General features: G+C 49.8%; 1 protein-coding gene. It reads left to right on the forward strand.

The features are described 5' to 3' along the window. On the forward strand, nucleotides 1-271 hold a 271-nt coding region (locus AB4496_RS29595; protein ID WP_372133710.1), incomplete at both ends, for a sulfatase-like hydrolase/transferase.

The following is a 271-nucleotide window of genomic DNA, read 5'->3' on the forward strand; positions in this document are numbered from 1 at the left end:
TACCGATAACGGTGCAGAGACAGTTTCTTGGCCTGATGGCGGTGCTACTTACTTCCACGGGGAGAAAGGTACAACTTACGAAGGCGGTATGCGTGTTCCTCAGCTAGTTCGCTGGCCTGGTACTATCAAGCCGGGAACTAAGATCAACGACATCATGGGTCACCAAGACTGGATCCCGACTCTACTAGCAGCCGCTGGTGATGATAAAGTTGTTGAGAAGCTTGCTTCTGATAAAGGTGCTACTTACAACGGTAAAAACTGGCGTGTACAC

This window comes from Vibrio sp. 10N.222.46.A1 (assembly GCF_041473595.1).
Taxonomy (GTDB): domain Bacteria; phylum Pseudomonadota; class Gammaproteobacteria; order Enterobacterales; family Vibrionaceae; genus Vibrio; species Vibrio tasmaniensis_A.